The organism is Escherichia coli, from assembly GCF_036503815.1.
GTDB classification, from domain to species: Bacteria; Pseudomonadota; Gammaproteobacteria; order Enterobacterales; family Enterobacteriaceae; genus Escherichia; species Escherichia coli_F.
Genome location: NZ_AP027764.1, coordinates 1,960,792 through 1,983,957, shown reverse-complemented (window position 1 = coordinate 1,983,957; position 23,166 = coordinate 1,960,792). Strand labels below are relative to the sequence as shown.

22 protein-coding genes and 1 pseudogene are annotated in these 23,166 nt (G+C 48.5%); 17 read left to right on the top strand and 6 right to left on the bottom strand.

Translation table 11 applies throughout. The annotated features are described in order from the left end of the window. Positions 1-148: 148 nt before the first annotated feature. From AABJ99_RS09380 to mobC, 17 genes are all read left to right on the top strand, one after another. On the top strand, positions 149-382 hold the full coding sequence (locus tag AABJ99_RS09380; RefSeq protein ID WP_001231171.1) for a hypothetical protein: 234 nt from the start codon (positions 149-151) through the stop codon (positions 380-382). Between the two features lie 72 nt (positions 383-454). Next, positions 455-1,165 (top strand): lytic transglycosylase domain-containing protein, encoded by a 711-nt coding sequence (locus AABJ99_RS09375; protein ID WP_001513331.1) that lies wholly within the window; start codon positions 455-457, stop codon positions 1,163-1,165. After that, the gene (locus AABJ99_RS09370; RefSeq protein ID WP_000600171.1) at positions 1,165-1,458 is read left to right on the top strand and encodes a TrbC/VirB2 family protein; all 294 of its coding nucleotides are present in this window, start codon (positions 1,165-1,167) and stop codon (positions 1,456-1,458) included. The genes AABJ99_RS09375 and AABJ99_RS09370 overlap by 1 nt, the downstream gene beginning before the upstream one ends. A gap of 12 nt (positions 1,459-1,470) precedes the next feature. Further along, positions 1,471-4,209 (top strand): VirB3 family type IV secretion system protein, encoded by a 2,739-nt coding sequence (locus AABJ99_RS09365; RefSeq protein ID WP_001096397.1) that lies wholly within the window; start codon positions 1,471-1,473, stop codon positions 4,207-4,209. Positions 4,210-4,226: 17 nt separating this feature from the next. After that, on the top strand, positions 4,227-4,934 hold the full coding sequence (locus AABJ99_RS09360) for a type IV secretion system protein (RefSeq protein ID WP_000857358.1): 708 nt from the start codon (positions 4,227-4,229) through the stop codon (positions 4,932-4,934). Positions 4,935-4,941: 7 nt separating this feature from the next. Beyond that, positions 4,942-5,184, top strand: a complete 243-nt coding sequence (locus AABJ99_RS09355) for an EexN family lipoprotein (protein WP_000949384.1) — start codon at positions 4,942-4,944, stop codon at positions 5,182-5,184. 3 nt (positions 5,185-5,187) lie between these two features. Then, entirely contained in the window at positions 5,188-6,261 is a 1,074-nt protein-coding gene (locus AABJ99_RS09350; RefSeq protein WP_000014010.1) for a type IV secretion system protein, read from the top strand. Between the two features lie 91 nt (positions 6,262-6,352). Further along, positions 6,353-6,490, top strand: coding sequence for a hypothetical protein (locus AABJ99_RS09345; protein WP_000825479.1), 138 nt, complete (start codon positions 6,353-6,355; stop codon positions 6,488-6,490). Continuing rightward, entirely contained in the window at positions 6,483-7,166 is a 684-nt protein-coding gene (locus AABJ99_RS09340; RefSeq protein ID WP_000003229.1) for a type IV secretion system protein, read from the top strand. Before AABJ99_RS09345 ends, AABJ99_RS09340 begins: the two co-directional genes overlap by 8 nt. Then, entirely contained in the window at positions 7,163-8,071 is a 909-nt protein-coding gene (gene virB9, locus AABJ99_RS09335; protein ID WP_000976328.1) for a P-type conjugative transfer protein VirB9, read from the top strand. The genes AABJ99_RS09340 and virB9 overlap by 4 nt, the downstream gene beginning before the upstream one ends. A gap of 35 nt (positions 8,072-8,106) precedes the next feature. After that, positions 8,107-9,357 carry a VirB10/TraB/TrbI family type IV secretion system protein gene (virB10, locus tag AABJ99_RS09330; protein ID WP_000997453.1) on the top strand — a complete coding sequence of 417 codons (1,251 nt, stop codon included), beginning with the start codon at positions 8,107-8,109 and terminating at the stop codon, positions 9,355-9,357. Continuing rightward, positions 9,347-10,372 (top strand): P-type DNA transfer ATPase VirB11, encoded by a 1,026-nt coding sequence (virB11, locus tag AABJ99_RS09325; protein ID WP_009484405.1) that lies wholly within the window; start codon positions 9,347-9,349, stop codon positions 10,370-10,372. Before virB10 ends, virB11 begins: the two co-directional genes overlap by 11 nt. Then, complete coding sequence (locus AABJ99_RS09320) at positions 10,369-10,767, top strand: cag pathogenicity island Cag12 family protein (protein ID WP_000592250.1); 399 nt, start codon at positions 10,369-10,371, stop codon at positions 10,765-10,767. Before virB11 ends, AABJ99_RS09320 begins: the two co-directional genes overlap by 4 nt. Before the next feature lie 35 nt (positions 10,768-10,802). Beyond that, on the top strand, positions 10,803-11,108 hold the full coding sequence (locus tag AABJ99_RS09315; protein ID WP_000754360.1) for a hypothetical protein: 306 nt from the start codon (positions 10,803-10,805) through the stop codon (positions 11,106-11,108). A 33-nt stretch (positions 11,109-11,141) separates the two neighbouring features. After that, positions 11,142-11,447, top strand: coding sequence for a hypothetical protein (locus tag AABJ99_RS09310; protein ID WP_000606542.1), 306 nt, complete (start codon positions 11,142-11,144; stop codon positions 11,445-11,447). Positions 11,448-12,156: 709 nt separating this feature from the next. Continuing rightward, the gene (locus tag AABJ99_RS09305; protein ID WP_000602686.1) at positions 12,157-14,016 is read left to right on the top strand and encodes a type IV secretory system conjugative DNA transfer family protein; all 1,860 of its coding nucleotides are present in this window, start codon (positions 12,157-12,159) and stop codon (positions 14,014-14,016) included. A 9-nt stretch (positions 14,017-14,025) separates the two neighbouring features. Then, positions 14,026-14,772 (top strand): MobC family replication-relaxation protein, encoded by a 747-nt coding sequence (gene mobC / locus AABJ99_RS09300; RefSeq protein WP_000909111.1) that lies wholly within the window; start codon positions 14,026-14,028, stop codon positions 14,770-14,772. A gap of 193 nt (positions 14,773-14,965) precedes the next feature. Here the strand turns inward: mobC and AABJ99_RS09295 are convergent, their stop codons facing one another. From AABJ99_RS09295 to AABJ99_RS09270, 6 genes and pseudogenes are all read right to left on the bottom strand, one after another. Continuing rightward, positions 14,966-15,913: an ArdC family protein gene (locus tag AABJ99_RS09295; protein WP_000155904.1), complete on the bottom strand. Its 948-nt coding sequence runs from the start codon at positions 15,911-15,913 to the stop codon at positions 14,966-14,968. A 563-nt stretch (positions 15,914-16,476) separates the two neighbouring features. After that, positions 16,477-16,838, bottom strand: a pseudogene (locus AABJ99_RS09290) (transposase); the annotation flags it as partial. A 141-nt stretch (positions 16,839-16,979) separates the two neighbouring features. Then, positions 16,980-18,038 (bottom strand): HNH endonuclease, encoded by a 1,059-nt coding sequence (locus AABJ99_RS09285; RefSeq protein ID WP_000899459.1) that lies wholly within the window; start codon positions 18,036-18,038, stop codon positions 16,980-16,982. 5 nt (positions 18,039-18,043) lie between these two features. Beyond that, positions 18,044-19,828 carry a restriction system-associated AAA family ATPase gene (locus AABJ99_RS09280; RefSeq protein WP_000771822.1) on the bottom strand — a complete coding sequence of 595 codons (1,785 nt, stop codon included), beginning with the start codon at positions 19,826-19,828 and terminating at the stop codon, positions 18,044-18,046. Then, positions 19,825-21,390 (bottom strand): restriction endonuclease subunit S, encoded by a 1,566-nt coding sequence (locus AABJ99_RS09275; RefSeq protein WP_001081246.1) that lies wholly within the window; start codon positions 21,388-21,390, stop codon positions 19,825-19,827. Before AABJ99_RS09275 ends, AABJ99_RS09280 begins: the two co-directional genes overlap by 4 nt. Then, positions 21,387-23,060 (bottom strand): type I restriction-modification system subunit M, encoded by a 1,674-nt coding sequence (locus AABJ99_RS09270; RefSeq protein ID WP_000940059.1) that lies wholly within the window; start codon positions 23,058-23,060, stop codon positions 21,387-21,389. The genes AABJ99_RS09275 and AABJ99_RS09270 overlap by 4 nt, the downstream gene beginning before the upstream one ends. Positions 23,061-23,166 lie beyond the last annotated feature (106 nt).

Sequence of the window (23,166 nt, the reverse complement as noted above, 5' to 3'; positions counted from 1 at the left end):
ATGCTCTTTAACAATATGGAGCGGGCTGTCACACAACCATAATTCAGGGTGCCGCTGAATGTTCTCGCTGACCCGTTAAAACCGGAATGCAGGATCGGAATGTGATCGAAGAAATCATCTTCAACAATTTTAATTAAACGAGGACACTATGAGAAAGCCTGTTTATTACGCGTATGTTGCCCAGGAAAGTCATCCGGACTCTCAGGGTGAGAAAAATACCTGGTGGACAAAGGTCGGAGTCGCCTTTCCCCACCACGGTAAATCCGGTCTGAATATTGTCCTGACGCCCGGTATTGCCGTTTCCGGCAAACTGGTCCTGCTTGAGCCCCGGGAGGAAAATAATCCACCACAGAATACGGGCCCCATCGAAACCGTGTCGTAACCACCCTTAATTCTGTTCCCACGGCATGCAGTATCAGCAGACCCTGCATGTCACTTGTTTACTGAGGTCACCATGCTTTCCACCACAGCCTTTCTGGCGATAGCCATGCAGTGCGCCGCCAGCATTCATCCGTCCACGGCATTCGACGTGGCACGGGTGGAATCCGGTTTTAACCCTTATGCCATCGCTGAGATTGTCCCGAAGGCCGGCCCCTCTTTCGGCGATCAACACATTATTTCTCACCTGCCAGCCAGCCGGGGAGATGCAGAGCATATTCTCCGTCGCCTGTCAGCACAGGATCGCCGTTACTCTGTCGGGCTGATGCAAATCACCAGCACCAATTTCCGCCATTATGGTGTGTCCGCCACAGAGCTACTTGATCCCTGTACCAATCTGTCCGTCTTCGAACACATTCTCAGAGACTGCTACCGGCGCGGCGGCACGCTGAAAAGGGCGCTGAGTTGTTATTATTCCGGCAATTTCAGTACCGGGCAACAACCTGAAACGGCGTTTTCCGGAACGAGCTATATCCAGCGAATCGGTTATCCGCCGGGATCATCCCGCTATGCGGTCCCCGGAACCCGTGAGGACAAATCATCAGTTGCCGTTCCCCTGAAAACCGCCCCTGCCAGTGACTCATCCCGTCACCACGTGTTCTGGCCCGGAGTCGTCGTCCGTGGCGTCCCTGCGAAACTCCGCCAAGAAAAAATCTTCATCGCACCTTTCTCCGCGCCGTCAGTGCGCCGGAGTTTCTCCCTGTCACCCCGTGAGGAGGAGGAATAATGATACTTTTCCGCAAGCTAAAAGCTGTGGTCCCCCCCGTTTCGGCCTGTACGCTGACGACTTTTTCTGCAACCCCGGCACTGGCCGACGGATTTCAGCGGGCAAATACTGTCATGCAAAAAGTGTCAACCGGGCTGCATGGTCTGGCGGCAATCACGATCACCGTGGCCGTGATCTGGATTGGCTATAAGACCCTGTGGAAAGGCGAGAGCCTGTCGCAGTGCGGCTACATCATCATTGGCGGCATTTTAATTGGCGGAGGCAGTGAAATCGGCGCTCTGCTGATGAGCTAAGAGGCTGAACATATGGCAAAGCTGCTCAAGGCAATGAAACGCCCGGCGGCGCTGTGGGGGGTGCCAATGGTGCCCCTGCTGGCTGTCACGGGTGTAACCATCATCGTTGCTATCTGGACTTCCGTCGCTCTCCTGTTCTTACTTCCTGTGCAATTTCTGGTGATGAAGTCCCTTACCAGAAATGAACCGATGCGGTTCAATCTGATTGCCGTATGGCTGAGAGCGAAGGGAAAGCCGGTAGCAAACCGTTTATTTGGCGCAACAACATTTATGCCCGTTGAGCATGATGATGTTGATATCAAGGAGTTTCTCGACGCCATGAAACTAAATCAGTGTGCCACCATCAAGAAGTACATCCCGTACTCATCGCACATTCATCAGCATGTGGTTCGTTCCCCTAAGAGCGATCTGTACTGCACCTGGGAATTGATGGGAACGCCGTTCGACTGCGAGTCTGACGAGTCGCTCCAGTTCGGGACGAACCAGTTACACGGGCTAATCCGCTCATTCGAAGGTATGCCAGTTACTTTCTATATCCATAACGACCGCAATACGTTTACCGACAATCTTCATAAAGATTCCGGCAACCCGTATGCCGATGAAGTTAGCCGTCTTTACTACGCTTCTGTCGGTCTGTTCCGGCGCAACCGCCTGTTCCTGACGGTCTGCTATCGCCCGTTTGTCAGCCTTGAAAAAGCAGAACGCAAACGGATGAAAGACAGCCAGAAACTAAAGGAGCTGGACGGTGCTTTGCTGGAAATGCTGGAAATAAAAAGCACGCTCGATACCGCGCTGTCGCGCTATGGTGCGCGACCTCTCGGTACGTTTACCGAAGGAAACGCGGTGTTTTCGTCGCAACTGGCTTTCTATGAATATCTGCTAACGCACCAGTGGCGAAAAGTGCGCGTCACCCGTACCCCGGCCTATGACGTGATGGGGGCGGCGGCGTTGTTCTTTTCGGCTGAATCCGGGCAGATAAACCACGCCAACGGTACGCAATATTTCCGGGGGCTGGAGGTTAAAGAGTTCGCCGAAGAGACCGCCACGGGGATGATGGACTCCCTTCTTTACGCCCCCTGCGATTACGTGATCACGCAGTCCTATACATGCATGTCACGCGAGGAAGCGAAGAAAGCCATTAAGCGTACCCGCCGCCTTTTGATGAGTGCCGACGACGATGCTGTTTCCCAGCGGCTGGATCTGGATGTGGCGCTTGACCTGCTGACATCGGGGAAAATCGCTTACGGCAAGCACCATTTTTCCATCATGGTGTATTCCCCGTCGCTGGAAAGCCTGGTTGCTGATACGAATGAAATCAGTAACGCGCTGAACAACATAGGGATAACGCCTGTTCCGGCAGAAATATCGCTTTCAGCGGCGTATATGGCGCAACTGCCAGGCAACTACAACCTGAGGCCACGTAAAGGGGAGCTGAGTAGCCAGAACTTTGTGGAGCTGGCCGCGCTCCATAATTTCTATCCGGGCAAGCGCGATAAAGCCCCCTGGGGGGATGCGATGGCTTTACTGCGCACCCCGTCAGGCGATGGCTACTATATCAACCTGCATAACACACTGGCAGATAAGGACGAATTCAACGAGAAGAACCCGGCCAGTACCTGCATCCTCGGTACGAACGGTTCGGGTAAAACCATGTTGATGACGTTCTTTGAGATCATGCAGCAGAAATACGGGCGCGAGGATAGCTTCTCCCCGGATGCCAAAACCAAACGGCTGACAACCGTTTACCTCGATAAAGACCGGGGCGCAGAGATGAACATCCGGGCGCTGGGTGGCCGTTACTATCGGGTTATCAGTGGTGAGTCTACAGGGTGGAACCCGTTCTCGTTGCCAGCAACCAAACGCAATATCAATTTCATCAAGCAACTGATGAAAATCCTTTGTACCCGTAACGGCTCGACGATCTCCCCACGCGATGAACGCCGTCTGAGTGATGCGGTCAATGCTGTGATGAATGACGAGCCGCAATATCGCGTCTACGGCATTACCCGAATGCTGGAAAATTTGCCTGAGCCGGCTACGAAAGAAGCCCAGGAAAACGGCCTTAGCATTCGGTTGTCACAGTGGGCGCAGGGCGGTGAGTTCGGCTGGGTGTTTGATAACGAGTCTGACACGTTCGATATCAGCAACTGCGATAACTTCGGCATCGACGGAACGGAGTTCCTGGACGATGCAAGCGTATGTGCGCCAATCTCGTTTTATCTGCTGTACCGCATTACCAGCCTGCTTGACGGGCGACGCCTGGTCATTTTCATGGATGAATTCTGGAAGTGGTTACGCGACCCGGTGTTTAAGGACTTTGCTTATAACAAGCTGAAAACCATCCGTAAGCTGAACGGGATGCTGGTCGTCGGTACTCAATCCCCGGCAGAGATCATCAAAGATGATATCGCCCCGGCAGTGATTGAGCAGTGCGGGACACAGATTCTGGCGGCGAACCCCAACGCCGACCGCGCACACTATGTTGACGGTATGAAGTTTGAACCGGAAGTGTTCGACGTGGTGAAAGGGCTTGACCCGCAAGCCCGCCAGTATGTTGTGGTGAAAAATCAGTTCAAGCGCGGCGATACCAAACGTTTTGCCGCTCGTGTCACGCTCGACCTGTCGGGTATCGGCAGATACACCAAAGTCATGAGCGGCGATGCCCCCAACCTCGAAATATTCGAATCGATTTACCGGGAAGGAATGCAGCCTCATGAATGGCTCGATACCTACCTGGCTAAAGCGCTCTGACCCAAAGGAGATATACGATGAAAACTCGCTTTCGTACTCTTATTCTGGCTTGCGTCATTGCAAGCCCACTGGCTCATGCTGGTATTCCCGTCGCTGTTGATGCTGACCCTATGCGGGACGTGCAGTGGGCGCAGGAGTTAAAACGCTGGATGGAAACGGCCAGACACTACCAGTCACAAATACAGGCATATAAAGACCAACTGGCGACGGCCACTGGCGTTCGTGATATTGCTGATTTTGTTGACCAGGCCAAAGGCCTGAAAGCTGACCTTGAAAAGCTGCGTAAGCCCGGACAGGCACTGAATGACCTGCTTCTCTCCGGCGGTTCCTCCGGGCAGTTCGATGCGTTGTACGAGAAGTATAAAATTTTCGACACCTGCAACACTGCGCAATCGGGGAGTTATGCCAACGTATGCAAGCAGCAGGTCATCAACAAGGCTATCCAGCTTGAGCAAACCGACGAGGTTCAGAACCAGGTAAGCCAGACCCTGGGGGAAATAAACAGTCTCTCCAACAGGGTAGCGTTAGCCAAAGATTCGAAAGAATCTCAAGACCTTGCAAACAGTATTCAGCTAAAATCTGTCATGCTGAACACGCTTACCACCCAATGGGAAATGAGCGTGAAAGCAGCAGAGAAGCGCGAAAATGCGCTAGAAGCGGAGCGTGTTAAGCAGTGGAATCAGCAGCAGTTAAACGCGCCAACTGCTGACCTTAATAATTTATGAGGTATTTATGTTATCAAAAAAAATTATTTTAATTTCGACGATCACCCTGTGCTTTTCTATTGTTGGATGCAAAGAGGAAGCTAAAACAACAAAATGGTATAGGGATCACCCTGACGAATTAAAACTAGCTTATGAAAAGTGCCAAAAGAGTGGTGACGCTTCTGATAATTGCAAGAATGCAAATGAAGCCCACTATCAAATCAAGCAGCTAAACGCACCAACTCCAGACTTAAATAATTTAGAGGAGTAATATATGAGTGGCGGTCTTTTTGTTGGGGTTGAGAAATACCTGATAGGAGGAATTACAGACGCCACAAAGAGATTGATGATGTCGTACTCTTCTATGATGATGGGGTTGGCAGCAGCGTCAGCTACCATCTACATCATGTGGCGTGGATACCAGACTTTGGCTGGTAAGCTATCTACGCCTATGGAAGACACGATGTGGGACATCATGAGGATGGCGATCATCCTGTCCTTCGTGGCTAATTTAGGCGGCTACCTCGATGGCGTTATTGATGCCATAAACGGAATAAAGGAGGGTTTTTCTGGTAGTGATAATATATGGCAGTTATTAGACACCCTATGGAATAAGGCTAAAGTGTTAGGGAAAACGCTACATGACATGGATAATTCTACATATGTAAAAGATGAGGGAATGACTGCTCAATTTTGTGTATGGCTTGGAATATTCGCACTTATGATTCTAGCGGGATTTGTTTCAATGGTTGCCGAAGTAATGATTCTACTATTAGGAATAACTGCACCTATTTTCATATTCTGCCTTATGTATGGTTTCCTCCGCCCCATGTTCAATAACTGGTTGCAAAATATATTTGCAGGAATATTAACAATTCTATTTACCGCTCTCTCATTGAGAATTGTAGTGAATTACTTGAATCTCGTTCTTAATAAGGCGACGAAGGTAGCAGACAGTTCAACAATTGTTGAACTTGGTGCTCAAGTCTGCCTTGCAGGTATTTTCGCTGCAATACTGGTGTATATTTCCGCTAAGGTAGCCGCAGCTCTGGCCGGGGCAAGCGCTACCGTATCCATGCAGGGGCTGGCCGCTGTAGGTATCGGTGCGGCTGCTTTTGGTGCCGGGAAGCTAGCCGGGGGTGCAGTTAAAGAAACCAAACGTTCCGCCCAGGACAACATTCAGGGCTGGAAGGATGCGAATGCAGGTAAGCCCGGCAAGCCCGGAGGTGAGTTAGGCTATAACGCATCTAAAGCGCGGAAGTACGCGATTGAGCAGATGATAGCCCGGAACGAAGCGCGGAGGCTGGCACAGTCGAGAGAATCCGCGGTTAAGAAGTTCAACAGCTAGGCCAGACGTCTCCCGTCCATCCCCCCGAAATATCATCATATGAAAATATAATTATATTTTCATATATCTAATTTAGTTGAGGAAATCATTGATGAAACGCTTGATTGCGCTGGCTTTGCTGTGCGCGCTTTCTGGCTGCGCCCAGAACACGCCTCCCTCTGCCTTTAGCGGTAAGGGAGAACCCGTAAACACCCCTCAAATTATGGCGGAGTTAAACAGTCATGAGTGAACAGAAATTAATAGCTGAATCCCGCACTTTTGAGCAGCAAATGATTGAGCGGGATAAACGCGCCACAAAAGCCGGTTTTGTTGTTGGCGGTATGGGTCTGCTGATTGCGGTACTGGCGCTCGTCGCCGTGGTCGTGATGTTGCCGCTGAAACAGACGGACGTTGAGCTGTATACCTTGGATAACCACACAGGACGGGTGGAACACGTTACCCGGACATCGAAAACCAGCCTGACCGCAACAGAAGCCTATCAAAAGGCGATGGCCGCAAACTACGTCAAAGTGCGTGAGCGGTATGTCTATCCCTCTTTGCAGGACGACTACGAGACGGTACAGGTCTACAACGCTCCCCAGGTAAACGATGACTATCTGGCGCTTTACGCCGGAAAAAACGCCCCAGACAAGGTTTATAAGAACGGGGCGCACACCGTGAAAGTGGAGATCTTGTCCAACCAGATCACCGATGCGACAGCCCCTGATAGGGTCGCCACCATCCGCTACAAGAAGATTATCCGCCGTCTGGCTGATAACAGCACCCGCAACGAATATTGGGATGCCCGGTTCACGTTCCATTCTAACCCTGACAAGGAAATGAGCGATGCGGAACGCGAGATCAACTACTTCGGCTTTACCGTCACCAGTTGGCAGACCGACCGCGAAATCCGGGGAGGTGAATGATGAAAAAGTTAACGTTTACCGCACTGGCACTGATGATGTGCGGCGCGGCATGGGCTGCGGCCATACCGCAGGCAAGCCGCTATGACTCCCGCGTGCAGCAGGTTATCTATAACCCGCAGAACGTCACTGTCGTTAACACCAAACCCGGCTTTATGACAACGCTAGTCTTTGATAACGATGAGGCGGTCATAAGCGCCAAACCTGGCTTTGATGAGGCGTGGGAAGCCACGCCGGATGCAAACCGGGTCAACGTTCGCCCGGTCGCGCTCACGCAGGGAGCGCCCGGAGAAGATGGCAACACAACGCAGGTCGTGATCCCCCCGAACAGCCGGGACTGGCATACCAATATGCTGGTTGTCACCAGTAAGCGCCTGTACAACGTCGAGCTGAACGTCATCGATGATAAATCGGCACAACAACCCGCTTTCCAGGTGAGCTATCGCTATCCGGGCGAAGAACGGGACAAAGCGAGCCGGGAGGCGACGGCCAGACAGCGCGAGTGGGAGCAGAAACAGCAACAGGCCAGCGTCCAGAAAGCGCTGAACTCGGCGCAGACGCCCCGCAACTGGAGTTACACCAAATATCCGGGCAAAGGCAGTTTCAACATTGTTCCCGATTTTGCTTACGACGATGGCCGCTTTACGTTCGTGGGCTTCTCCCCGTCTAAGTCCATTCCTTCCGTCACCAAAGAGCTGAACGGCAAAGAGCATGTGGTTAACAGCAGTATCCAGAAGAAAGGCGATTTCACCGTACTGGTGATTCAGGAGGTGACGCCACGCCTAGTACTGCGTTCCGGTAATGCCGTTGTGGGTCTGGAAAATAGCGGATTTGGCAAGGTACACGCCGCCGATGGTTCCACCGTATCCCGGCAGGTGGAAAGAGTGGAAAAACCGGAATCCAATTAACCTATAAAAATATTTTTATAAAAGGAAACGTGCATATGAACGACGAAAACAAAATGCCTGTGCCGGATGAAGCGCAGGCATTCCCGGCACACGCTGAGGATGATATTGCCACGCTTGAGCGGGAAGCCCGCGCTAAAAGGGAGGCCGAGCTTCTCAATGCGCAGGACGACGAAGAGAAAGACCCGGTACAACCCGCCGTTAACAAGCTGAAAAAGCGCAAACGGGGCAAAGCAACCGCCTTTCTTGCCATTGTCGCGGTCACGCTTATCTTCCTGGCATGGGGTGGTAACTGGGTTTATCGCAATATCCTGTGGCAGCCTACGGAAGAAAAGAAACAGGACACAGCCCCGCAGACGAACAAAACCGATTACCGGCAGCGTAACGATCTCGGTATGTCCACCGATACAGCCGAAGAAGAGCCAGAGCAACAGGATAACGGCCAGAGCAGCACGGGGGGAACAGGGCAGGTGGCTCCGGCCGCCCCGCCAGAACTCAACAAAGCCAGCTTCCTTATTCGCCGTGATGGTTCGGCCACCACACAGAACCCGGTAAAAACCCGGCAGCAGGAAATGACGCTGACATCGGCAACGACCACCGGACAACAGGACAGCAGCGCGGCCACAAATACCGCCGCACCGCCGCCGGGACAAAGCCCCGCACCACTGCGCCGCATACCCTATAACCCTGACCTGTACATCCCGGAAAATACCTCGATCCCCTGCTCACTGGATCGCCGCTTTGTATCTGACCGGGCGGGGAAACTTCGCTGCACGGTCACTACTGACATCTGGAGCGCCAGCGGCAACACGAAGCTGATAGAGAAAGGCACCACCGCATCATTACTTTACCGCGCCATAGCGGAAGAAGGTATGAAGCACGGGCAAGGGCGGGCATTCATCATTGCGACGAAGCTACGCACCCGCCAGCCGCCTTATCTCGATATCCCGTTGGTTGATACCAGCGCGGCTGGCGAGCTGGGCGAGGCTGGCGTTGATGGCTGGATAGATTCGCACTTCTGGGAACGGTTCGGCGGCGCGTTAATGGTCGGCATGATCCCCGATATTGGCGCATGGGCATCCAACAGCGCGGGCAAAAAAGACCGCAATACGGACTATACGGAAAACAGCCGCCAGGCTATGGCAGATATGGCACGTACCACGCTAGAGAACAGCATCAATATTCCCCCAACGCTCTATAAGAATCAGGGCGAGATCATCAACCTAATCACAGGCGAGGATATTGATTTTTCCAACATCTATACACTGAGGTTGAAAAATGACCGCTAAGAATATTTCCCTCGACCGCTATAAACAGCGTTTCTTTGGCGACTTTCTAGAGCTTCCCGGCCTGACGGAGATCGCCGTCAATCGTCCAGGTGAGCTGTATACCAAAATCAACGGCGTATGGGAGCAGCACGCCGTTCCTTTGTCCTATGAGGATTGCTACAACTTTGCCCGGTGCCTGGCAAAGCACCACGGCGACAATATCGAAGATATTAAGCCGGGGCTGTCAGCCACGCTGGAATCTGGCGAACGGTGCCAGGTGATTGTTCCCCCGGCCTGTGAGCGCGATACGGTGTCTATCACCATCCGTAAGCCATCGAAGGTACAAATCCCGCATCAGTCATACATCGATGCGGGATTTTATAACCGGGTAACAGGCGAGGAAAAAACGGAGACGCACGACGAGGAATTAATTGCATTGTACAATACAAAAAATATTCCTCTGTTTATGGAGAAATGCGTCGAGTACGGTAAAACTCTCGCGGTCGCCGGGGAAACAAGCACCGGGAAAACCACCTATATGAAAATGTTGATAGGGTATATTCCTGTACATCTTCGGATATCAACCATTGAGGACAACCCGGAAATCACGTTCTTTATCCATAAAAACTACGTCCATCTTTTTTATCCGTCAGAATCATCAGATGAAAAAGGTTCTATCGTTACCCCGGCGAGCCTTTTACGCTGGAATTACCGTATGAACCCTGACCGCATTTTATTAACAGAGGTTCGCGGTGCGGAAGCCTGGGACTTCCTTAAAATAACAGGTTCCGGCCATGAAGGGAGTATGACCTCCATTCATGCAGGATCAGCGAAAGAAGCTATATATGGGTTTATTACCCGTTGCTATGAAAATCCACAGTGCGCCCAGCTCCCCTATACATTTATGTTACGTAAGGTTCTGGATAGCCTGGACGTGATTGTGAGCATTGATTTAGACGGAAATGTTCGCCGTATGAATGACATCTATTTCCGTCCAATTCATCGAAACCAGTATTTTGAGGAAATGAAAGCATGATAAAGAAACTTAAAGTCATCATGTTGGCAGCAATAGTTACCGGATGTTCATCGCCGCCGCCTCCCGTTCCTGTGGAGTGGGATAAAGCCGCTGCCCCATTAAATACCAGTTTATCGCAATGGAGTGACAATAACGTTATAGTCCCTTCCCCGACAGTTAACGGTAAATGGACATCATCAATCAGCGCACAAAGTTTCTACGATACAATATGGACTCCAGCAGTATTTTACGCAGTCGCCCATTCAACACGAATTGTCGTCACTGCACAATCCGGCACTGATTTCTTTAATGCCAAAAACTGGCTTCGCCAGAATGGCGCAAAAGGCGTTATTGAATACCAGCCTGTCTTTAATTGCCTGACGTGCAGAGAAACCACTATTTATTTCTCTCGCTAATCCATTTAAGCAACACAATCTAATAAGGATTTATCATGAAAAAAACCGTTATCGCGGCGACGGTATTATGCCTGACCGCAGGAACGCCGATTTATTCCTTTGCCGCTGACCCGTGCGAAGTTGTTCTTTGCATGTACGGAAAAGCTACAGGTAATAGTGGTGGGAGTGAATGCAGTTCAGCAGAACGCGCATTTTTTAAAATCAACGCATTTAAAAAACACCATCGTTTCAATCCGGGTAAAACATTCGATATGCGAAAAGAATTTTTAGGGGAGTGCAAAGCCGCAGACCCTGAATCAATAAGTAAAATCCTTTCAAAATTTGGCAGAGTGAAAGGATAACTGACATATCCATTTTGATATGAGAGGTTCGAAATGATAAACGAAGATTTATTCATTAAGAATATACACTCAAAAAATCAGGACAGAATATCTGTAGCCATGGTATATGACACGTTATCAAAAGAAGCCCACAGAGGTTGTGGGCTGTATTACGAAATATACGAAAGCTGTTTTATCGGTCTTTTGCGCGATCATCTTTCAGAACTTAATGAAGCTGACGCAAATAGATTAAGACGCTATGCCGAGAGTAAAGGTACGAAAATTGATGATGCGTCCTACAGTGAAGCACTGGAAGCTGAAAGGGAGTGCAGGGCTGAAATATACCGCGAGCAAATGTAATCACACAAAACAAAAGTGTATTGTACAATACAGAGACTAACAGGCGACGGGATTTTAAGGCTTCATTATTTTTGGCTTCAATTTCGAAGAAATTGTTAAGACGAAAAATAATGAAGTGGAACGTGGACAGAAAATTCAATTTCGGAGAAATTGCTAATTTTCAGGATCCACGTCCACCCGCGAACATTCGCCCCAGCGAATTGAAGCGGGCCGGGGGGAGCCGCAAAAATTTTGCCGCCCCAGCGAGCAAAAAGGCACGCCCACGTGCCGGTTTTTGTGGGGGGCTTGCCCCGCACACCGTCGCAGCCAGGCTATATTTCCCGCCCCGGCGGGGAATATGCCGATTAGGCGCGACCAACCCCTTTAAAGCAGCGTTCCCATTTTTTCGAGCTTGCGAAGAAAAAATAGGCTAAACGCGCGTCTTAAAGGGGTTGGTCGCGCGTAGCGTGCGACGGTGTGCCGCCTTTGACCCTGGGGGTTTTGGCGTGGCGTCCAGCCGCGACATTACCCCCATGCGACAGGCAATAAGGGCGTCCAGCCCGCATGTACTGGCGCACGCCGTTTCGTGCAGGGAAGCATGCTTTCCGGTACATGGCCGCACAGCGGTTACCTTCTTTACCCCATACGCTCGCCCCGTCTTTTCGCCCGACACCGTGGGGCGAATTGATGGGGCGATGTCATGGGGCGAATCGCTGACGAAGGAGGCATGATGATTTTAAATAAGCTTACCGCTTCACTGTCCCCGATAGTGAACGGGATGCTGGCGGTGCTGGCTTTTGTGCAACAGAAACAACTGGTGCTGGCATTATTAGCGGGGCTGACGATGCCGTTTTTTGCATCAATGAAAAGCGATGAACGGCAGAAAGCGCCGCTCTGGAAAAAGCTGATTATTGCTTTTTCCCTGCTGTGTTTTCTCTCCGGCACACTGGCTCCGGTCGTTATCGGATCCTTTCAGTGGCTGTATAAGATCAGACCCACCAGTGATAATACGGTACTGGCGTGGTCAGTACGGATTGCTTTCACTGTAACCGGGATTATTTTTCATATTATGCTTCGCCGGATATTCACACCGGAACTGGACAAAATAAAGAAACGCCTTGTTAAAAAGACCACCCTTGAACGGGAATTGCGCACCGATGTCCGCACCGTAAAGTCCCTGCTGCCGGAAACACTGCATTATAACCCGCTGGATTATATCGACCTGAATAAAGGCATTTTTACCGGCATGGGCAGGGAAAATGAACCAATGTATCTCCCGTTAAAAGACTGGCAGAAACAACACGCGGATATTATCGGCACCACAGGGGCCGGTAAAGGGGTAGCCGCCGGCATATTACTTTATCAAAGTATTCTGGCCGGTGAAGGTGTTTTTGTTATGGACCCCAAAGACGATGAATGGGCACCGCATCTTTACCGCAAAGCCTGCGAGGATGCAGGCAAGCCTTTTGCCTTAATTGACCTGCGAAAACAGCAATACCAGTTAAATCTGATTGAAGATATCACGCCCGATGAGCTGGAAGAATTGTTTGTTGCAGGTTTCAGCCTGGCAGAAAAAGGGCAGGAATCTGATTTTTATCGCATTGATGACCGAAAAGCCGCCCGTATAGCCGCACAATTTGTCAGCGATAATCCATCGACAACAATCCGGGATGTTTATAACGGTGATTACGTTCAGAGTATTGCCGAAAAGATCAAAGCCTTTTTCGGAAAAATTGAGGAACTGGCATTACTCAATGCCATTAACTCACCAGAAGGCTTTTCGCTTAAGCACATATTTGATGAGGGCGGCTGCTGTTATGTTGTCGGCTCCATGCGAAACAGCAAAATTATTACCGCCCAGCGCATGCTACTGGTTCGCCTTTACCAGCTGGCAGAAAAGCGCGATCGAGTAATAGACGTCCCCCGCCCCATTGCTGTTTATCTTTCCGAACTGAAATACCATTTATCCAGGTCAGCACTGGAGGGATTAGGGGCAGCGCGTGATAAAGGCGTGCATATTATTATGGACCACCAGTCCATTGCCGATTTAAAAGACTGCCCGGCAGATTTGAAAGGTGACGCCGTTGTCGGTGCGGTCGTTGAAAATGCCAAATTCAAACTGGTTTACCGGGTTATGGACCCGGATACAGCGGAATGGGTAGCGAGAATGTCAGGCACTATTCTGGTGGATGACGAACTCCGTAAGGCTAAAACAGATAATATGCTCACGGAGACCATCGACAGTGAGCGCACAATCCGCCAGGCCGAACGTTTCTTTATTGACAGCAATATGATCCTGAACCTGCCCGATTTTGTCAGCTTTATCTTTACGACAAAAACGCTACCTTCTGCTTCACTGATCTCGCCGATAAAGGTCAGAAAGCGCCAGCTAAAAACTTTTTCGGTTTCCCCTGATATTGCCGCAACGGTAGCCCCCGTGAAGATCATGCTGGATTTTTGCGAGGATGATAAACCCGCCATGTCGGATGTGATGACAACACACCCGGCTCTTTTCTTCGACGAAAGCGAAGTCAAACCGGTAAAGCCGAAACCTGATGATGAAGAACACCTGTCCCCGCTGGATTTTTAAGGAGCGCTTATGCTGATTTCATCATTTCACGAGCGCCAGACGCGTAACAACGAAAAAATAAAACAACTGCTGAACTTCCTGAAAGAAGAAACTTACAGTGATTTTAAAACTCTGATGCTGTTATTTGGTTTCCGGGATCATAAGTCGCTTTATTCGCTACTGGCAAAAACAGAGCGAATGGGGTTAATCCAGAAGCATGTGCTTGAATCACGAACAATGAAGATTTCATTATGGGGGATCACCAGCGACGGGCTGGCGGTGGTGTTAACCCCGGATGATAAAATCTTTCCTCCTCGGTTTGAACCATCAAAAATCACCGGCTGGACGCTGGAACACCATCTTGATAATCAGGCCGCCAGGCTTATTCTGGAGAAGAAAGGCGCGTCGGGATGGATTAACGGCGACCGGGCCACCTTTCTCAGCCAGTATCAGGTAAAACATCGCCCGGACGGGTTGATCATCTTGCCTGGCAGCACCGTGATCGCCATTGAAACCGAGCGTCGCCTGAAAACCCGAGCCCGCTACCAGTCGATTATTGCCAGCCACCTGCTGGCCCGTACCCGCAAACTGTGGATTCATGTTTTTTATGTCATTCCTGACCCACAGAAAAAACGGGCACTTGAGCTCCTATTTGACAGCATCAGACATGTCATCATCAACCATCAGCACGTCCCGCTGGAAGAACGCCACCGTCGGGTATTTCGCATTTATACCCTTGATGAATTAAAGCGCTTGTCATTAGACAGCTATACGTAAGCTTTTACTCAGGCCATCGTGATGGTCTCACCGGGCTGGCGGTAATACCGCCAGCCCGGTATATTTTTATTCCACTGCGAGGCGCAGACTGTTCGGTACTCGCTATGCTGCGTTCCGCCTCAGTCTGCGCCCTGCAGCGTTGCCGGTTAAAAACCATGTAACCGCATTCCCTTGCGGTTGTCTGGCTCCGTCCTCAGAGTTTATCCATCAGATAAGAATGCGCTTTAGAGGCGGCGCTGACCGCTTTGAAAATATAACGCTTGTCGTTTTTCAGCGCTTTCAGCCAGGAAGCAATATAGCTTTCATGTTGTACCTCTCCCTCAATGCCAAGATCAGCCATCAGAAAGGCACTTCCCAGCTCCGCGACAAGTTCTTCCTCTGCATAATCCGCACTGCCAAACTTCCCTTTCATTTCACGGTTCAGGCGTTTTTTACCCCCGCTCCAGTGAACCAGCTCATGCAGACCGGTAGCGTAGAAGTTAGCCGCATCCGAAAACAAATGGCGCTCCGGTAACCAGACTTCATCAGTTGATGGGCTGAAAAAGGCGTTTTGTCCTTTCTCGATGATGTTTGCGCCACTCTTCCGTAACAGGTTCTCAGCCTGCGGCAACGGGTTAAATGTAGCTTCCGGGCTGACTGTTTCAGTTGTCAGGGGCAAACCGTCGATTTGCTGAACGTTAAACACGGTGAAAGTTTTCAGCATCGGAATTTGTTCAACCTCTCCGGCGTCGTTTTCCTTTTCCAGGGTCGTATAGAAAATGGCTGTTGTGCCATGTTCACCCTTGCGAACCTGTCCACCTGCTGCCTGTGCCTGTTTGTAAGTCATCCAGCGGGAATCGCTGAAACCCTGTTTAGATGCGCTGCACCACAGCAACATGATATTCATTCCGCTGTAAGCCGTGCCAGTGGCGTAATTGGATGGCAGTCCAGACATGCCGGATACACGCAGCCACGGGCAGGACCACGGTTTTACACCGGCTTCCAGCGCTGCAATGATGCTGTCGGTAACGGTCTGATAAATATCCGTTCTGGTTTTAGAAAATTTCGTTTTTGAGGAGCCTGACTGCTCCAGCGAGGATACGCTGGTCGCCGCTGCGGTGTTAGGGGCGCTTGTCCGGGAGGTATAAAGGGAAATCGTCATGTTTTTTTCTCCGTCAGTGTGTGATTTTCGTCTTCGTATCGCCTGACGGTTCGCTTTCCCGGCATCGTTCTGTCCTGCAAGGGCGCAGTATGCGTGCAATTTTACCCTTGCGGGACGGGTTGTGTTGGGAAACGATTAACCGGAAGCAGATATGAAGAACGGAAAAGCGCACGGGAGAGAAAACCTGCCCCTGCATAGCCGGGCTTAACGCCCCTTACTTCGCAGCGGTGAAATTAGATTGGTGGTAATGAGTCGGGAAATGGCATTAACAGGAGGTTCTTGTTGATGTTAGCATGCTTTCCTGCCGGACGAGGTGATACTGCTAACCAGGGGCGTTTTGTTCTTAAAATGCCTCGTTCCGGCATCAATCACTACCGAGTCCCTGCCGTCCCCTTATTGAGCGCCGCGTACAGTTTATTCACTACCACCCATAGTGAGCGATTTAGTGAAACAGGCCACAGCGCCGTAACCGCGGGCATCATATGCCGTAGTGGCGATCTGTCTTATTCTCAGTGCCCCTCTATCAGTATGCGCCCATGCAAACTGACATTCCCCCTGTATTATGTTGACAGGGAGAGACCTGCCAGCCTACTGGCGTGACGTTGCGACAGACCCGTTGCCTCACACATGACTTCCACAGCTTCCCGCTTCTGGTCTGTCGTCAGAACTTTCGGTTCAGGGCCACCTGCAACGCTTCTTTATCCATCATGACTTCTGCAAGCAACTCCTTGAGGTGGGCGTTCTCTTCTTCAAATGACTTAAGACGTTTCACCTCAGGCATTTCCATGCCATCAAACTTCTTGCGCCAAGTGTAGTACGCAGCATCAGAGATAGCGTGCTTGCGGCAAAGCTCCCGGGCAAAAACTCCAGATTCAGCTTCGCGGAGGATACTGATGATCTGTTCGTCGGAAAAACGCTTCTTCATTATGATGTCCTCATGTGACTAATGAAGACGTTACTAACATCGGTGTATGTTAATCAATCGGGAGCAGGGCAAAGCCACCGTTTGATGTTTTTTTATAACAGTAAGTTATAAACAAATTGATAGCTTGATATGTATTGAGCCTCAAAAAACACCTATTCGATGGCAAGCTTTAAGAAAAGGTTCTTTAAGGAAATTGCATTCAGCATAAGGCTTCTTTTTCGCTTGACGTGCTAATGTTCTCATGAATTCGGTAGGACTCAACCCCTCCTCCTTCCACTCATCTAGCACCTGAGTAAGCCAGTATTTACCGTCATTTTCTGCACAAACTTTGGCTTTATAACGTTCTTCTATACCGTACAAGTCTTTCCATGTTTCTAGTTCCTCCTCCAGCGTATCGGGACCGAACTGTATAATAATATCAGCAGGCTCAAGCGCATCGATATTTGCATGTTGTAGAGTAATCTGTAATTGAATTACATGATCCACTGAGGCAAATGGATTGAAGGCCTTACGACGAAGAGCGCCGCTCTGAATAGGATCTTTGGATAACTTATATGTGCTATTGCACTCATGACAGGCCGGAGCAAGATTATGGAAATTTATCGAATTAAATGGATATAAAGCTTTGGGCAAATAATGGTCATAGGCCTCGCGCTTGCTATGGTTCCCACCCTTTATATCTCCAATACCACAAAAAGGACATTTACCCGCCTTGTTCACTGCTGCAAAAGATTGATAGTGATCGTGTATATCACCGATCTTGGCACGCAGTACAGCGAGATCAAGCAGTGACTGTGAGTATAAGCCCTTAAAGAAAACAGCAAGTTGTTCTGCTATATCTTTGTGGTGAATGGCAATATCGGAATAACGGACAACTTGTATTGAAGGGTCATTAGCACATATTTTTTCCAGATCATTATTCCCTTGATACCACTGTTTAAACTGATCGATTTGTACCTCAGTCAGTGACGAAAACAAGCCATAAATTTTCTCTACATGGTTATAAAAGAAAACAGCACCTTGTGTATCCGAGGAAGAAAAATCCTCCATCACTTCATACAATTCTGCGTTAGCTTCAAACAGTTTAAGACAAAAAGGCCCTCTTACCCGCGCTTTGCACCATACCTCATAAAAAATAAAATCAATGAATGCCTGCATCTTTTCCATTTTGTGTGGCACATAGGTATATGAAAACAGCATCAGTGCTAAACCTCGTCATTCGTTGGATTGTCGCTATCAAAAATAGCCTTGAGGAGTAATACTTTTTCCACCGAGTCACCCAATTGTTCATCAATTTCTGTGATCAGAGTTTCCTTGTCTTCAATGCCTTCGTTAAAACGTCTGCGTAAATCATCCAGTACTGCTTGCGCATGGCCACCGATAGTTTCACGTTTGCCGAAGGTATTCATAGTAATTTTATTGATTGATGCACCAAGTGTGTTGTATTTAGGTATGCTTATTGTGACCGCACCGCTATATTTATCCTTAGAAAAAACCAGTACTTTTTCGGGTTTACTATCTGAGATAAGGAAAGGTGTATGAGTAGTGATCAACATTTCCTGCTCCACATTCTCAGTGTTACATAAACATTGGCGCATCCGAGTGATAAAACTGGCACGCCAATGTGGGTTGAAATGAGTCTCCGGTTCGTCTAACAGAAACAGGCTGTTGGTTTCTCTAAACAGTAAACATAGACCTAGGCTATGAAGCAATTGGTGTTCACCGTCCGAGAGTTCCTTGAGCATCATTGGCTCTTCCACTCCTTGTTTAGTAAAACGCACAAACTTGAAGCGCATAATTCGTTCGTCGGACGCCAACGTTGGTACCGTTTCACTGACATAGTGACTTGTTGAGCGATACAGATCAGTTTTGAGATTATCACTCACCTTATACAAATTGAGTGTCAGCAATACTTGGAACGCCTGGAATAGAGCCAGTGCCGAACCATTAAAATTCTCGCGAAAAGCCTGTCGAGTAGCATCATTAACCCAGTAGTCCAGAATTAGAGTGTCGTTACACTCGTCCTCGTAATACAAGCTAGCGCAGCGTTTAAGCGCGCTGACTACCAAGGAGGATTTGTCATCCCCTTCCAGCAGCTGCATCAGGTTTAAATGGTAACTTTGACCACTTTCTTCATCCATATCCACATGCAGAGCAGGGTTACTATTCAAAATGTCATCAAGTGATTGGTGCTGGTTTTTATCCTCGCTGGCAAACGAGGTCAACTGCTCCGGCGCAAGAGGAATACTGCGACGGATAATAATACGAAACTCCCGCAACGCCTCTATACCAACATCCTCACGGAAAGGTTGAAGCGCAGTTTCGTTTTGAAAAAGCAGATTACAAAGTAAAATAGCTTGGCTGAAACCACTGTCAAGATAGGCCAACCTCGACTCCGGATGGCCAGAGTAGCTCAGTTGTCGAGTCAAGGCATTCCAGTACTCGTCGAACTGTACAAAGCGCATTTTGAAAAACGGTAGACTGAGAATTTCATTCTCGCCAGACGAGTAGCCCAACACATACTGAGGCAATAGAATATCGGCATGGCTTCCCTTGAAAACTTCATCAGCATTTGTGTCAAAGTCACTCTGATTTACCCAATGGAAACGCACAGATTCCCCGTTGTTTTTCCACACGGAGACTTTTGCCCATTCTTGTCCGCCAGAGATTCGAAACTCTTCTGGTACTCGAATTAGATAATCCAGCTCAAATGAGATTGGTGATAAATCATGATCGGTACTTTGCAATACCTCAGGCAAAAAACTTCGACGGACCCGCAAAATTTCCAACTGAAAGAAGATAGCTGCTAATGCTTCAAGCAGATTGGATTTACCACTGCCGTTGGGACCAGCACACACAAAAGGCGCAAAGCCTTCATGTTGATTCAATTCTTCCTGTAAATCCCATTCGGTTCTAAAATAGTGTTCAAAACCACAGGGCAGACTACGGAAGCCGGACGGATCAGAGATTTTTAGGCGTAATAGCTTCATACCAAAACCGCCTTAAGTTCAATGCAATTGTCAGCGTCATTGAATACCTGCTTCAGTGTACCAATAGCCAGAGCTTTGAACACCCAAGCTTTGATATGCTCATAGTCACTTTCACCAAACTTAGAATCAACGTCCGGATATAATTCCGCCAGCCGTGCCTGCGCCGTCATCATGAACTCATGTACTGAAAACGATGAGTTGCCCAATTGCGCTATATAGGCCTCTAGCCATTCCTCGATCAGTGACTTGCGAGCCTCTGCATTATCCAACGCGGATGGTAAGCTATTAGTTACGGGCAGATAATTACCCACTGCTATATGTTGTACGGCATCCCCGTGTTCAGGTTCTTCACCTGATACCGGGAAAAATATCTGTGTCGGAATAGGCACACGCGAAAGTTCTAATTCCCCCTTGAAAGCCTTTTGGCTAACAACATCATACAGGGTCTCAAGATCAGCAAGACTTTGCTGATAGCGAAATTTAATAGCATGCGCTTTCTCTACAATAGTAGCGAATTTATTTTGTAACTCCAGTGGAGGCTTAAGAATAGGGATGGCCCTTAACTCTTGGGCATTAATGTTAGCCATACCAATAATATTACGACAAAGATTAAATAATTTTGCTTTTCCAAACTTTGAGTTCAGGTGCCCCCATACAAACCAAGGGTTAGTTTGTTGATCGAACCTAACACGAATGAGATAGCCAGCAATAATAACAGTTTCATCTCGATCGTAAACCGCCGTTTTACCAACCAATTCTTTTGAATTGGTCCGGTTGAAAACGAGATCTCCTTTCTGAAGAGAATATTTATCCAGATCCTTATTATCTACATCGATATATTTAAGATTCTCAAAATCCCAGTAACCATCCGGAGTAATGTTATTCATCCGTATGTATTTATATTTTCCACCTTGCGCTGATACACTTGTCCCGTATCTTACATCGACAGCTAACTCACCTATTGTTGTTAGTTCCCATCCTTTTGCATTTTTTACCGGATCACTAAACATATCGACGAATACGCTCTTTAGTAGGTCATCCAGGTATTGCAAAAGTTGTTTACGCTGTTCAATTAGCCCTTCTACCTTGGCCAATAAATTAGCTATACGAGCCTGATCATTGATGGGAGGAAAAGGTACTTCCAAACTAAGAAAATCAGACTTCGTCAAGCTACGTCTACGTGCAACAACCCCTTGCATACGAGATGCATAGAGTCGCCTTGCCTCGGAGGAGCGCAGATAACGCTCAAGGTAAGGGATATGGCATACCGATTCATCCTTGAGTTTCCAGATACCATAAGCTGGGCTAACGATTCCTACCGGATATTTTGTCTGGAATCCAAGAACTCCCTCGTCAATAGGAAACCCAACAACAAGTTCATTCTTGTATACAATACGATATTTAGACGTGTCTGAACTGGCAATCCGCTTCTTGAATTTGTCTGATTGGTCAACCAAACCATTTTTCATGGTTATTGATAGGACCGGAAGCTCTCGATTGCCTGCACGGTGGTGACCGGATTGAGTTAATATGTCACCAAGGGGAATAGTCATTCTATTCATACTATCATCCCCTTTAACTCTAGTAGCTCGTACAAGATGCCACTTTGTACTTTATTAAGCACTTTCTTATCCACATTCCCCACTTCTGCTTGAATTAGTCGTTCCAGAATAGCTTCAGGCTGTTCGTACTGCACTTCTTCAAATATTTCTTCCTTATAGCGAGACAGCGAAAGATCGTAATTCTCCGCTTCAATATCTATTCTTGGCACCATAAAACACTTAGCTGTACGATCTGTGTCAGACGCCTCATCACGGGAATGGTATTTTTGAATGATGTCTTGCAGGTCGCCGTAGCCTTCAAGCTTATTTCGTTTGTCATCCAATGAGTAACCATCGGAAGACATCTCATAAAACCAGACATAATCGGTAGCAGGTTTGGAAATTTTATCCCCCGGCCCGAAAACTTTGGAGAACAATAAAATGGCAGTACTTACTCCAGCGTAGGGTTTAAACACTCCACTGGGCAGAGTAATGACAGCCTTGAGGTCGCAGCGCTCAACTAAAGTTTGCCGTAGTTCTTTGAATGCCTTGCCCGAGCCAAACAATACTCCTTGAGGCACAATCACACAGGCGGTACCGCCCTTTTTCAGCAAACGATAGATGTTCTCAACAAACAAAAGTTCGGTTTTAGTGGTTGAGAGTTTCAAATTCTCATTAATATCCCCCCTGTCTATACTGCCAGTAAAAGGCGGGTTTGCTAGCACTATGTCATATTTGGTTTCTTCACTATAGCTCTTGCTTAGTGTGTCCTGATAATCAATATGCGGCTCATCAATTCCATGCATCATTAAGTTCATTAGGCCTAAACGCACCATAGTAGCGTCAATGTCATAACCATACAGACTCTCTTGCAAAAGAATCCGGGCCTTTTTGGTCAGAGCGGCAGTCACAGAAGTGCGAAAGAACCCATCTTCATCATGAGTAGATCCTTTTGAATTATCTCTTTTTAAGTTTTGAGATAAAGACAACTGAGTAAGGATGTACTGGTAGGCACCTAACAGAAACCCCCCCGTACCGCAGGCAGGGTCGGCAATACGTTGTCCCAGTTGCGGCTGGACCAGATCTGCCATCAATTTAATAATGTGGCGTGGTGTGCGAAATTGGCCGTTCTTGCCTGCGGTGGCGATTTCCGACAGCAGGAATTCATATACATCTCCTTGAATGTCTTGAAAAGCTTGGCCTTTTTCTTGAGAATCCCTTTTCATCATCTCGAAGATTTCGTCAATGGCCTTCACTGCCTCCACCAACAATGCTGACTTTGGGATAATGAATACTGCGTTTTTCATGTGATGAGTGAAGTTAGATTCAGCACCATTCAGATCTTTCAGAAAAGGAAAAACTTTGTCTCGCACATGTTGCAGCATCTCTTCGGGCTGCAATTTCTTGAACTCGCTCCAGCGAAGCGTGCGTTTATCTATAGGGTGTTGTTCCGCAACAGGGCGGTTTCTTTCCTCTGGTGGAATCCAAGTACCAGCAAACTTAGAAATGTATTTCTCACCACTCGTTTCACCTTCGTCTTGCCTTTTATGATCGAGTTCATCTAGCCGTTTCATAAACAACAGGTAGGTAATCTGTTCAATGGCTGTGAGCGGATTGCTAATGCCGCTACTCCAGAATTTATCCCAGAGGCGTTTGATCGCGCTTTGAAGGTCAGGGTTGTTTTGTAGCATGTGGCTGGGTTCTCGGTTCAGTCTCTATTGAGGTGCTTTGTGGCTGGCAGTTTACTCTTTTTTCAGAACATTTTCCTTTCTTAAAGTGGCAACTTACCAGCCCATT

Bases quoted from the DNA above. Each gene is read 5' to 3' on its own strand.
- AABJ99_RS09380 (WP_001231171.1), top strand. From the start codon at position 149: ATGAGAAAGCCTGTTTATTACGCGTATGTTGCCCAGGAAAGTCATCCG.
- AABJ99_RS09375 (WP_001513331.1), top strand. From the start codon at position 455: ATGCTTTCCACCACAGCCTTTCTGGCGATAGCCATGCAGTGCGCCGCC.
- AABJ99_RS09370 (WP_000600171.1), top strand. From the start codon at position 1,165: ATGATACTTTTCCGCAAGCTAAAAGCTGTGGTCCCCCCCGTTTCGGCC.
- AABJ99_RS09365 (WP_001096397.1), top strand. From the start codon at position 1,471: ATGGCAAAGCTGCTCAAGGCAATGAAACGCCCGGCGGCGCTGTGGGGG.
- AABJ99_RS09360 (WP_000857358.1), top strand. From the start codon at position 4,227: ATGAAAACTCGCTTTCGTACTCTTATTCTGGCTTGCGTCATTGCAAGC.
- AABJ99_RS09355 (WP_000949384.1), top strand. From the start codon at position 4,942: ATGTTATCAAAAAAAATTATTTTAATTTCGACGATCACCCTGTGCTTT.
- AABJ99_RS09350 (WP_000014010.1), top strand. From the start codon at position 5,188: ATGAGTGGCGGTCTTTTTGTTGGGGTTGAGAAATACCTGATAGGAGGA.
- AABJ99_RS09345 (WP_000825479.1), top strand. From the start codon at position 6,353: ATGAAACGCTTGATTGCGCTGGCTTTGCTGTGCGCGCTTTCTGGCTGC.
- AABJ99_RS09340 (WP_000003229.1), top strand. From the start codon at position 6,483: ATGAGTGAACAGAAATTAATAGCTGAATCCCGCACTTTTGAGCAGCAA.
- virB9 (WP_000976328.1), top strand. From the start codon at position 7,163: ATGATGAAAAAGTTAACGTTTACCGCACTGGCACTGATGATGTGCGGC.
- virB10 (WP_000997453.1), top strand. From the start codon at position 8,107: ATGAACGACGAAAACAAAATGCCTGTGCCGGATGAAGCGCAGGCATTC.
- virB11 (WP_009484405.1), top strand. From the start codon at position 9,347: ATGACCGCTAAGAATATTTCCCTCGACCGCTATAAACAGCGTTTCTTT.
- AABJ99_RS09320 (WP_000592250.1), top strand. From the start codon at position 10,369: ATGATAAAGAAACTTAAAGTCATCATGTTGGCAGCAATAGTTACCGGA.
- AABJ99_RS09315 (WP_000754360.1), top strand. From the start codon at position 10,803: ATGAAAAAAACCGTTATCGCGGCGACGGTATTATGCCTGACCGCAGGA.
- AABJ99_RS09310 (WP_000606542.1), top strand. From the start codon at position 11,142: ATGATAAACGAAGATTTATTCATTAAGAATATACACTCAAAAAATCAG.
- AABJ99_RS09305 (WP_000602686.1), top strand. From the start codon at position 12,157: ATGATTTTAAATAAGCTTACCGCTTCACTGTCCCCGATAGTGAACGGG.
- mobC (WP_000909111.1), top strand. From the start codon at position 14,026: ATGCTGATTTCATCATTTCACGAGCGCCAGACGCGTAACAACGAAAAA.
- AABJ99_RS09295 (WP_000155904.1), bottom strand. From the start codon at position 15,913: ATGACGATTTCCCTTTATACCTCCCGGACAAGCGCCCCTAACACCGCA.
- AABJ99_RS09285 (WP_000899459.1), bottom strand. From the start codon at position 18,038: ATGCTGTTTTCATATACCTATGTGCCACACAAAATGGAAAAGATGCAG.
- AABJ99_RS09280 (WP_000771822.1), bottom strand. From the start codon at position 19,828: ATGAAGCTATTACGCCTAAAAATCTCTGATCCGTCCGGCTTCCGTAGT.
- AABJ99_RS09275 (WP_001081246.1), bottom strand. From the start codon at position 21,390: ATGAATAGAATGACTATTCCCCTTGGTGACATATTAACTCAATCCGGT.
- AABJ99_RS09270 (WP_000940059.1), bottom strand. From the start codon at position 23,060: ATGCTACAAAACAACCCTGACCTTCAAAGCGCGATCAAACGCCTCTGG.